Raw genomic sequence first — 9381 nt, forward strand, 5'->3', positions numbered from 1 at the left:
GAGCAGGTCTCCGAGGCCGCCGCCCCCGGATCCGCCCAAGATACCGCCGAGTGCTCCGCCGATGCCGCCGCCGGAATTGCCGCCGCCGCCGAGAATTCCGCCGAGGAGGTCCCCGAGTCCGCCGCCACCGGAGGCCTGGGTCTGCGCGCCGGCTCCGCCACCGGTGAACTGCTTGGCGAGGTAAGCCAGGACGATGGGAGCGAGGATCGGCAGCAACTGCTTCACCAGATCGTTTCCACCGCCGCCACCGACACCGCCCAGTGCGCTGGCGACCTGATCGGTGTTGCCGCCGAAGATGTTCGAGACGATCTTCTGACCGTCAGCGGTGTCGACTTTGCTGATGTCGACGCCGTCGTCGAGAAGGCTGGTGTCGGCGTGCGACTGCAGCGCACTTTCGAGTGAGGCTGCGCCGGCGGGATCCTGAGCGTTGGCGCCGAGGCCACCGACGAGGGTCGGAAGTGCAGTCTTGACCGCCGATTCGGCAGTTGCCTGGTCCACGCCGAGTTGCTGCGCGATCTGGTCGATGGGGATCTGGGATAGAAGGTCGTCAAGCGATGCCATTGATGCCCTACCTCTTCTGGGGTACTACTCGTCAGTACCCGGTTGTTGCAGACACTAGTAGTGAATGTCGGCGTCGACGGTAACCCTCCGGTTGCCGAGCGGTCAGGCTCGGGTCTTCTCGCGGGGGACCAGACACGCTAGGAGAGCGAGAATCAGTCCGCCGGCCGTCAAGATGAATCCTGTCTGATTTGTCAGGATCGTGGAGTAGTTTTCCCTGATGACATTGTCGAACTGATCGTTCACGCGGTAGTAGAACGTGCCAAGAGTCCCCAATCCCACGATAATTCCGATCCACGCTGCGATACGAGAACCGAACAAAGCGGCGATCAGAATCAATACGGCGGCGGCGAGCAGAAGTATCGCCATCGACCGGTAGAAGGTCACGGACTGATCGCCGAGTTGCTCGATTGCCCACCCGGCCGGAAAGCCGTCCCGCAGGTCCTCGAGGCGAACGTTGTCGGGTTTGACCCCGGCCAGTACGTACATGAACGAGCCGACGGCAACGGCGATTCCACAAATGAGCAGAACGAGATGAACTAACGTGCGCATGCCAGTCTCCCTGTGTTCGGAGTTCGGTGACGCGGTCGTCGCCGAGCCTAGCTGTGTCGCGGGTGTCAAGCTCGGTATCGAGCGTGCAGAATCGTCTCCATGCCCGACAACATGCGTCGACTCGAAGAGATCTCGCTGTCGCTGCCGGAAGCAGAGCGCGTCGACATCGAAGCGTGGGACGGCCACCCGACGTTCCGGGTCCGCGGCAAGAACTTCGTGTTCTGCAACCTCGAAGCCACCTCCTTGACCGTCAAGCTGAGCAAGGAGGAAGCCGAAGCGGTGGTGGCCACCGAACCAGGCGCAAGTGCTGCGGGCTACGGACTCGGTCGACACGGGTGGGTTGCACTCGACATCGGCACCGACGTTTCCGAGGAGAAATGGTCGCAACTGGAGGAGTGGATCTACACCTCGTTCACCCTCGTTGCGCCGAAGCGGCTTGCCCGGATCGTTCTCGATGCGGATGAGGAACGCCCGTAACGGATAGATTCGTCAGTACAGACGCCGACTAGACGAGGAATTGTCATGACGACACCGGAAACTTCACCGGCCACCGCAAAACCGGGCATGCCGCCGTGGGCGAAGAAGGCCATCGGGATCGCAGTGATGGCGGTGGTCCTGGTCATCGCTTACTTCATCCTTGCCGCCTTCCTTCCGCGTTGGTGGGCGCAGCGCATTGCGTCGTTGGCGAACGGCAGTTTCAGCGCCGGAATCGCGTGGGGGCTGCTGTTCGGTCTCGTGTGCACCCTGGTCCCGCTCATCTTCTTCCGGGCGGTCTGGCAGGTGCGCAAGCGCAAGCATGCTCGAATCATGCAGATCACGGCTCTCGCGTTGGGTGTGATCTTCGCGCTGCCGAATCTGCTCTCTCTGACAGTTGTTCTCGGCAACAACAACGCTGCGCATGCGGGCGAGCGGATCCTCGACGTCGACGGCCCCGGATTCCGCGGAGCATCCGTTGTCGGTGCCGTCCTGGGCGTTGCGTTGTTCCTTGGACTTGTCGCGCTCGGCTACATGTACAAAAAGCGTGGCAAGGATCTCGACAAGATGCGCGGTGAGCTCAAGCAGCACGAGCCGCAGAGCAAGGGCGAGGCTCCGGCTCCGGAAATCTGAGTCAGCTCTTCGACCGAGTACTCAGGCCGACACCGACTCCGACGGTTCCCGCCGCCACCAGTCCGGCGAGCGGGACAGCCCAGTGTCCGGCAAATGTGCAGGCGAGAACCAGGATTGCGCTCACTGGTAGAACAGCCTGCTCGATCCTGTCGCGCTTGAAATGTCGTGAGTGCATGAGCCACACGAAGATCAGGAACATCGCGGCGGGGATCGTGACCGCGGCAGATGCTGCGAACGTCGAAATGTGCGCCTCGCCAACTGCTTCCTCGACGGCTACTTCGATGCCGGCGCCGATGGCCGCAGCGGATCCGAATACGAAGTAGTGCCCGTATCCCCACAACAGGACGGCGCGATTGCCCTGGTCTGCGAGGTACTCGTGGATCGGGACGGCGAAGTAGATCCACAACGCTGAGAACACGATCAGAACTCCGCCGACAGCAATCGGAATCAGTAGGTCGGCGGCGTCGAAATCCCGGATGCCGGATTGGACCGCGATGGTGGCGGCAGCAATGGTTTCGCCGAGCATGATGATGGTGAAGAGGCCGTAGCGTTCGGCGATGTGATGCGGGTGCCACGGCGTCTGGTGGTTGCGTTCGGCGATCGCCGGCACCGCGAGTTCGGCGATCATGAGAACGAAGAAGCCGGGTATCCACGCCGACGCCGGCATCAGGAGCAGCACGATCCAGCCGGCCTGGACGATCACGAGCCCGGCGGCATATTGCAGAGCAGTCGTTCGCGCTGCACCGGATTCACCGCTGGCGGCTCGAAGCCATTGGCAGGTGAGCGCAATTCGCATGATGAGGTAGCCGACGATGGCCGTCGTACGGTCGGTTCCGTCGAATGCGTCGGGGATTCCGGCGGCGAAGACGAGCACGCCACAAATCTGTACGAAGGTCGCGACCCGGTAGGGGACATCGTCCGTGTCGTAGGCAGACGCGAACCAGGTGAAGTTCACCCACGCCCACCACAGCGCGAAGAAGACGAACATATAGCCGGCGATGCCGTCGGCGTAGTGGCCCTCGGCGACAGCATGCACCAGTTGAACTCCGGCCTGTGCGGCTGCAACCACGAAACACAGGTCGAAGAACAGTTCGAGTGGCGTCGATGCTCGATGGTCCTCGTCGCGGCTGCGTGCGCGCATCCGGATGATCGGCATTACGGCCCGGCCGTGGCCCGCGCCTGTACTGGTGTGTTCTGTCATCGTCCCCACCTTGCTCCGACGTCTAGTGCAGGAGCGCAGTCTAGGGCGAATTCCGTCGGGTCGACGAATGAGACATTTCGCCCCTCACCACACGAGAACGGGTTTGATGACGCGCCCCGACGCTTGATCTTCGACGGCTTTGTTGATGTCGGCGAATGCGTAGCGCGTCACCAAGCGGTCGATCGGAAACCGGCCACCAGTGAAGAGTTCGACGAGTTCGGGGATGAACGTCGAGACTTCCGACTCTCCTTCGATGCATCCTCGAATTGTCTTTCCGCTCAGCATGATGTCGGCCATGTTCACCTCGACCGTGGATGCTCCGAGTCCGACTACCGCCAGTGTTCCCCGTGCTCGAAGTGATGTGACGGCTTGATTGATCACGGAGCCGATTCCGGTGGTGTCGAGGGAATGCGTCGAACCTCCGTCGGTGGCGGCGTGGACCGCGTCGATCACATCTTCATTCGAGGGATCGACAGTGACGGCGCCGAATTCCTCGGCGAGTGCGCGCCGCTGCGCAACGGGGTCCACGGCGACCAGGGTGGAAACGCCGGCAGCCCTCGCCGCCAGCAGCGCTGCGAGTCCGACGCTGCCTGCCCCGAAAACGACAAACGTCGAGTCGGGCTCGGGGCGAAGCAGATTCAGTACCGCGCCGGCGCCGGTTTGAAACCCGCAGCCGAGCGGAGCTGCGACGGTCAGGTCCACCGCAGGATCGACGACGACGGTGTTGTCGGCAGAGGCGATGACGTATTCCGCGAAGCTGGACTGGCCGAAGAAGGCGGACCGTAGCGGGGTTCCGTCTCGCCGGATCGGCGTCGAGCCGTCGGTGCGTGCGCCAGAGCTGTTGAGCCCGTGTGAGCTTTCGCAGTACGCCCGATGGCCGCTGAGACACTGCCTGCACACACCGCAACTGCGGTAGCTCAGCAACACGTGATCACCGGGCGCAATGCTGTCGATCGACGAGCCGACGGCCTCGACCACCCCCGCCCCTTCGTGCCCGAACACGCAGGGGCCGAGTCTTTCCGGTAGCGCCGACTTCGTGAACAGATCTGTGTGGCACAGGCCGGTCGCGACGATGCGAACCAGGATCTCGTCTGCGCGGGGGTCGTCGATCTCGACGGTGTCGAGCGTGAAGGGGGAGTGCGGGCCGTGTGAGAGCGCCGCTGTCATCTGCATGGAGGATCTCGAATTCTGTTCGGCGCGAATCACGCTCGCTCGAGCAGGAAGTAGTAGTGCTGCCCGCCGTCGAGGACCAACGCCGACTTTCCGTTCATGATGCCCATGAGCGTCGAATCGTCGACTTTCTTGAAGTGGTCGAAAATCGGCGCGCCGTCGTAGACCATGGTCGCGGTCACTTCACCACGAAACTCGATGTTCCACAGACTTGCCTCGCCATTGCCGCTCTTGACGTCGGAATAGAGATTTCCGTCTTCGTCTCGGCAGATCAACGGCTTGGCATCCTCGACGGAATTGAAAGTCTTGCCGTACCAGCGGCTCGCGGACAGCTTTTCGTGCAGACGATGACCGGTGGCGAAGTCGTCACCTTTCCACTCACCGAGGATTTCTTCAGCGGCGACGGTTTCCAGCGCGGCCCACACTTCGTCGAGTTCTGCTGGTGATACACCATTTTCCGCTGCACGGAGCCGGGCGAAAGCAGTTCGGGCTTCGTTGAGATTCATGTCTCTCCTCGAGTCGACGGTAAGTGGCACGACTTGTTCGCGAACCAAATTGTTCGTCAACTCTGCACGCTACGCCGAACCGGATGGTTCGGCAACGGTCGATTCGTTCTAGGCTGTGAACATGCGCTCAGCAGGGGAAGCTACGAGGGACCGCATTCTGGCGGCCGCAAAGGACGAATTTGCCACGTACGGGCTGGCCGGCGCGCGGATCAATCGGATCGCCGCGCAAGCGCGTGCCAGCAAAGACCGTCTCTATGCGTACTTCGCAAGCAAGGAAGAGTTGTTCGCTGCCGTGACCGAACAGTGGACGTCCGAAACAACAGCGGAGACAGCACTTCGAGGTGACGACTTGCCGGGCTATGCAGGTCGCCTCTTCGACAACTACGTTGCCCATCCCGAGAACGCCCGATTGCAGCAATGGGCGGATCTCGAAGCGCCGGACGTCATGAGTGAGGACGACATACGAAGCAAGACCTTCCGGCCTAAAGTTGCGGAGATCCGCAAGGGGCAGCTCGAGGGACACATCGACCCCGCGTGGAATCCCACGGAGTTGATCCTGCTGATCACGGATATCGCCCGGATGCTCGCGCTCAAGTCGTCTCGTTCCATCCCTCGACGTCGGGAGGCGGCAGTCGAGGCGGTTCGGCGTTTGATTGTGACGTAGCGAGTCCAAACGCGAACGTCCACGCCCGTCGCTGTGTGGTTGCCCGGATTTACGGATTTCTCAGTATCGGTGCGTACGTTGGGCGTCGGCTCGTTGACGCCCTCGGGATGTTGACGTGCCGCCAAAACTTTTGTCGTCGACTGTTCAGATGCTGGTGAGCAAAAGGATCGCGGCCGGCCACCCTGACTGAATATCGTCGACGCCGAGCGTGTTCCTTCGGTGCGCGCACCTGTTCAGCATCTGGAGTGGACCCGTGTCGAAGTGGCCGTGCATATGAAGATCTCGAAGAAGGTAGCGCTGGTCGTTGTGGCTGCTTGCGCCCTGACGTTTGGATCGGCGCAAGTCGGAACCGCCCGCGCGGATGCGCCGGTCAAGGTCAGCGTGGCCGGTCATGCGGTGAGCGCCGGGCACTTCGAGCAGGTGCGGCGCCCCAACCGGTGTGTGAAGGCCGGGACGGGGAAGTCGAAACCGAGCGAGCAGAAGTCTACGAATCGCAGTGGGCGTCGAGGCAGCGGGGGATGCTTCTGACAGTGATTGCGAAGTTCCGCAATCAGCCGTCGCAAATCTGTAACACGTTCTAATCTTGCGGTATGGACGTGACTTACGAAGGGACCAAACGCGAAGTCGCTACTGACAAGGGGACTTTGCGCTATCACGAGGCGGGCGATGGTCCGCCGTTGATCCTGTTGCACGGCTCCGGGATCGGTGTGAGTGGTTGGCGGAACTATCGGGGGAACCTCGAGGTATTCGCGAAGCATTTCCACTGCTACATCCTCGAGTTCCCGGGTTTCGGCGTGAGCGATCCCGTCGACGGCCATCCGGTGATCACGGCAGCGTCGTCGGTGATCCGATTCATGGACGCGCTGGGAATCGAATCGGCTGCGATGATCGGCAATTCGATGGGTGGGGTAGTCGGCGTCAACGTCGCGATGAGGTTCCCGGAACGTGTCTGCAGGCTGGTCACCATCGGTGGCGTCGGCCCGAACATCTTCAGTCAGAATCCAAGCGAAGGTACCCGTCTCCTGCAGGACTTCGCCGACGCTCCCAACCGTGAGAAGTTGGTTCGATGGCTCGAATGCATGGTGTACGACAAGACCGTCGTCACCGAGGAGCGGATCGAGGAACGATGGGAAACGGCCAACGATCCGGCCTCGCACCAGGCATTGACCCCGATGTACGGATCTAAAGCCTTTGCCGCTCAGCAGCAGATGATGTCCAACTCGGATGTGCCGCCGTACTGGTCGATGATGCACAAGGTGCAATGCCCGACCTTGCTGACATGGGGACTCGATGATCGGCAGTGTCCACCGGACATGCCGATGATTCCGATGCGACTGATTCCGAACGCCGAACTGCATGTATTTCCGAACTGCGGGCACTGGGTGATGATCGAAGCCAAGGAGGCATTCGAGCGCGTGACCCTCGAGTTCCTGCTTCGATGACCTGCTGATGCATTCATGTGGCCCGAATCGATGTGGCACGAATGCACAAGACCCGGCGCCTCCGAATGAGGTGCCGGGTCTGCATTTGTGCCCCCAGTAGGACTCGAACCTACGACCTGCGGATTAAAAGTCCGTAGCTCTACCAACTGAGCTATAGGGGCGCGGCGCAGAGTCTAACGGGACCGCAGAGTCCGTGAAAACACCACCCCCACCAGAAGGGCAATTCCGATGACGGCGATGGTCCCGCCAGTGCGATGCAGACCCGCGTCGTCGATGGTTCCGCGCATGGTCAGCTCGATGACGACGGCAGCAAGGTTGGCGCCGATGTACTGGATTGTTCGGTACAGACCGATCGCAGTTCCGACGTCGGCGGAGGTGGTCACCGAGTTGATCAGGTTCTGGTTTCCCATGTTGTTGAAGCCGTTGGGAATGCCCAGGATCGCCGCAATCAGCAGGAGTGCCACTAGGGGAGTCGAGCTCGATTCGACAAAGGCGATCAGAACCCCGCCGACGGCCAACGCGGCGGTGCCGATCAGCAGGGTGATCCGTGCGCCGAATTTCCCGTACACCCTGGACGCGGACATGGTCGCGAAGATCCCGACCGCAGCGACGGGCAGCATGAAGAGTCCGGCGCTGATCGGTGACATTCCGCGGGCTACCTGTAGCCACTGGGGGAGCCCGAAGAAGATGCAGTAGAACGCCGTGTACGTCAGAAGCGTCCGGCCGAGAGTCATGCTCAGTGCGCGGTTTCGAGCGACGGCACGGACGTCGATGAACGCCGAGGCCGTTCGACGTTCCCACCAGACGAACAGGAACGCGAAGAGGGCCGTCGATGGCACGAGGTACCACTTCGCGAGCTCGGCGAGAGAGAGGAGAAAGAGCATCGTCGATGTCGTCAGAGCGAGAAACAGGGTGATGCCGAGTGGGTCGAGAGATTTGAACAACGCAGCGGCGCCGGCCCGGTCGGGCAGGGCGGAGTCGTTCGGGGCGGCGAAGAAGACCCATACGGCAGTGACGACGACAAGTGGGAGGTTCACCCACATGATCGATTGCCAACCGAGTGTGCCGACCAACAACCCGCCGAGAGTGGGCCCCAGTGCGACGACCGATTGAGCGCAAATGGTGAGTGTTGCTATAGCTGAACGGGTTTGAGTCCGGTGGCGGTCAGCGTATTCGCGGATGACGGTCATCGCGTTCGGATACTGTGTCGCCGTGCCGATTCCGAGCAGGATTCGTGCGGCGATCAGCCAGCCCAGCGACGGGGCGAGCGAGCCGAGGATCGATCCGGCAGCGATCAGGCCCAATCCGGCGAGGTAGACGCGTTTGGCGCCGAGGATCGATCCGAGTCGACCAGCCCCCGGTGCCGTGACCGCAGTCGCGATGTAGAGGGCCGAGATGACCCACGCTGTGCCTGAACTGGAACCGAAGTATGTGGCGATCGGGACGATTGCCACCGCAATCATCGACGAGTTCAGCGCTTGAAGAACGGTTCCGGAGCCGAGAGCAAGGCTCAGTTTCAGGGGAACGGAAGTTTGGGGGGTCGGCGTTTCGACGACGGTGGTCACGAGTTCATCAGTGACTCCTCTGATATCGATGTCGATGCTGGGGACTCGCCCTGGCCGAGTCTGCGCAGGATTCGGCCGGCGATCAGAAGCAAGTCACGCTCGGCTTCGGTGCACTCGGCGTCGATGACCTCGGCCAGCCACTCTGTTCGTTTCGTTCGGTCTTCGTGAAGGGTCGATGTGCCGAGTGCGGTCATCGTGACCAAGACCGCGCGGCCGTCCGATGGATCCGCCCTTCGCGTCACCATGCCCTGTTCTTCGAGCGCCGCCACGGTCTTTGCGATTGATTGCGGCGTGACGCGCTCGAATTTTGCCAACTCTTTGGCGGTCGACGGACCTTGTCGGTCGAGGTGGCCGAGGGCCTGGATCTGGCTCGGCGTGAGCTTGTGGTCGTTGCGTTTGGTGCGTAGACGTCGGACGAAGGCACCCAGATCGTCCCAAAGTACGTCGATCTCGTCTCGAGCCTTGCTGCGACCCTCTCCAACGTTCATTTAGACAGTCTAACTGTGTTGTTTCGATGCTGCCAGTACGGTTTCGACGGAAAAGGGGGAATAAACAATTGCACTAGACGGTATGAGGGTCGGCCCGTTTCGGGCCGGGGACTCGCTTGCAAGTTGCC

11 protein-coding genes and 1 tRNA gene are annotated in these 9381 nt (G+C 61.6%); 4 read left to right on the top strand and 8 right to left on the bottom strand.

Annotated elements, in window-relative coordinates; translation table 11 throughout:
* Both RWT78_RS24940 and RWT78_RS24945 read right to left on the bottom strand, forming a co-directional pair.
* On the bottom strand, positions 1-561 hold a 561-nt coding region (locus RWT78_RS24940), incomplete at its 3' end, for a DUF937 domain-containing protein (RefSeq protein ID WP_314681652.1).
* Positions 562-663: 102 nt separating this feature from the next.
* Positions 664-1110 carry a hypothetical protein gene (locus RWT78_RS24945; protein ID WP_003939955.1) on the bottom strand — a complete coding sequence of 149 codons (447 nt, stop codon included), beginning with the start codon at positions 1108-1110 and terminating at the stop codon, positions 664-666.
* 99 nt (positions 1111-1209) lie between these two features.
* Between RWT78_RS24945 and RWT78_RS24950 the strand changes: the two genes are divergently transcribed.
* A complete protein-coding gene (locus RWT78_RS24950) occupies positions 1210-1587 on the top strand; it encodes an MmcQ/YjbR family DNA-binding protein (protein WP_020908916.1) in 378 nt (125 codons plus the stop codon).
* 45 nt (positions 1588-1632) lie between these two features.
* The gene (locus tag RWT78_RS24955) at positions 1633-2217 is read left to right on the top strand and encodes a hypothetical protein (protein WP_003940111.1); all 585 of its coding nucleotides are present in this window, start codon (positions 1633-1635) and stop codon (positions 2215-2217) included.
* Between the two features lies 1 nt (position 2218).
* Here RWT78_RS24955 and RWT78_RS24960 read toward each other — a convergent pair whose 3' ends face one another.
* The 3 genes from RWT78_RS24960 to RWT78_RS24970 all read right to left on the bottom strand — a co-directional run bounded on the left by RWT78_RS24960 (position 2219) and on the right by RWT78_RS24970 (position 5094).
* Positions 2219-3418 carry a low temperature requirement protein A gene (locus RWT78_RS24960; RefSeq protein ID WP_075834255.1) on the bottom strand — a complete coding sequence of 400 codons (1200 nt, stop codon included), beginning with the start codon at positions 3416-3418 and terminating at the stop codon, positions 2219-2221.
* Between the two features lie 84 nt (positions 3419-3502).
* Positions 3503-4591, bottom strand: a complete 1089-nt coding sequence (locus RWT78_RS24965) for an NAD(P)-dependent alcohol dehydrogenase (RefSeq protein WP_003940364.1) — start codon at positions 4589-4591, stop codon at positions 3503-3505.
* Positions 4592-4620: 29 nt separating this feature from the next.
* Positions 4621-5094, bottom strand: a complete 474-nt coding sequence (locus RWT78_RS24970; protein ID WP_003940331.1) for a DUF4334 domain-containing protein — start codon at positions 5092-5094, stop codon at positions 4621-4623.
* Between the two features lie 121 nt (positions 5095-5215).
* Here RWT78_RS24970 and RWT78_RS24975 point away from each other — a divergent pair, with 121 nt between their 5' ends.
* Complete coding sequence (locus RWT78_RS24975; protein ID WP_314681654.1) at positions 5216-5758, top strand: TetR family transcriptional regulator; 543 nt, start codon at positions 5216-5218, stop codon at positions 5756-5758.
* A gap of 590 nt (positions 5759-6348) precedes the next feature.
* Positions 6349-7200, top strand: coding sequence for an alpha/beta fold hydrolase (locus RWT78_RS24980; RefSeq protein ID WP_314681656.1), 852 nt, complete (start codon positions 6349-6351; stop codon positions 7198-7200).
* An 88-nt stretch (positions 7201-7288) separates the two neighbouring features.
* Here RWT78_RS24980 and RWT78_RS24985 read toward each other — a convergent pair.
* From RWT78_RS24985 to RWT78_RS24995, 3 genes are all read right to left on the bottom strand, one after another.
* Positions 7289-7361: transfer RNA gene (locus RWT78_RS24985), tRNA-Lys, on the bottom strand.
* 12 nt (positions 7362-7373) lie between these two features.
* The gene (locus tag RWT78_RS24990) at positions 7374-8765 is read right to left on the bottom strand and encodes an MFS transporter (protein WP_314681658.1); all 1392 of its coding nucleotides are present in this window, start codon (positions 8763-8765) and stop codon (positions 7374-7376) included.
* On the bottom strand, positions 8762-9253 hold the full coding sequence (locus RWT78_RS24995; protein WP_314681660.1) for a MarR family transcriptional regulator: 492 nt from the start codon (positions 9251-9253) through the stop codon (positions 8762-8764). The genes RWT78_RS24990 and RWT78_RS24995 overlap by 4 nt, the downstream gene beginning before the upstream one ends.
* Between the last annotated feature and the right edge of the window lie 128 nt (positions 9254-9381).

This window comes from uncultured Rhodococcus sp., assembly GCF_963525155.1.
GTDB classification, from domain to species: domain Bacteria; phylum Actinomycetota; class Actinomycetes; order Mycobacteriales; family Mycobacteriaceae; genus Rhodococcus_F; species Rhodococcus_F qingshengii.

What these genes read in the sequence shown, in the direction of transcription:
- RWT78_RS24960 (WP_075834255.1), bottom strand. Translation starts at nt 3,418, where the DNA reads ATGACAGAACACACCAGTACAGGCGCGGGCCACGGCCGGGCCGTAATG.
- RWT78_RS24950 (WP_020908916.1), top strand. Translation starts at nt 1,210, where the DNA reads ATGCCCGACAACATGCGTCGACTCGAAGAGATCTCGCTGTCGCTGCCG.
- RWT78_RS24980 (WP_314681656.1), top strand. Translation starts at nt 6,349, where the DNA reads ATGGACGTGACTTACGAAGGGACCAAACGCGAAGTCGCTACTGACAAG.
- RWT78_RS24970 (WP_003940331.1), bottom strand. Translation starts at nt 5,094, where the DNA reads ATGAATCTCAACGAAGCCCGAACTGCTTTCGCCCGGCTCCGTGCAGCG.
- RWT78_RS24945 (WP_003939955.1), bottom strand. Translation starts at nt 1,110, where the DNA reads ATGCGCACGTTAGTTCATCTCGTTCTGCTCATTTGTGGAATCGCCGTT.
- RWT78_RS24955 (WP_003940111.1), top strand. Translation starts at nt 1,633, where the DNA reads ATGACGACACCGGAAACTTCACCGGCCACCGCAAAACCGGGCATGCCG.
- RWT78_RS24965 (WP_003940364.1), bottom strand. Translation starts at nt 4,591, where the DNA reads ATGCAGATGACAGCGGCGCTCTCACACGGCCCGCACTCCCCCTTCACG.
- RWT78_RS24975 (WP_314681654.1), top strand. Translation starts at nt 5,216, where the DNA reads ATGCGCTCAGCAGGGGAAGCTACGAGGGACCGCATTCTGGCGGCCGCA.
- RWT78_RS24995 (WP_314681660.1), bottom strand. Translation starts at nt 9,253, where the DNA reads ATGAACGTTGGAGAGGGTCGCAGCAAGGCTCGAGACGAGATCGACGTA.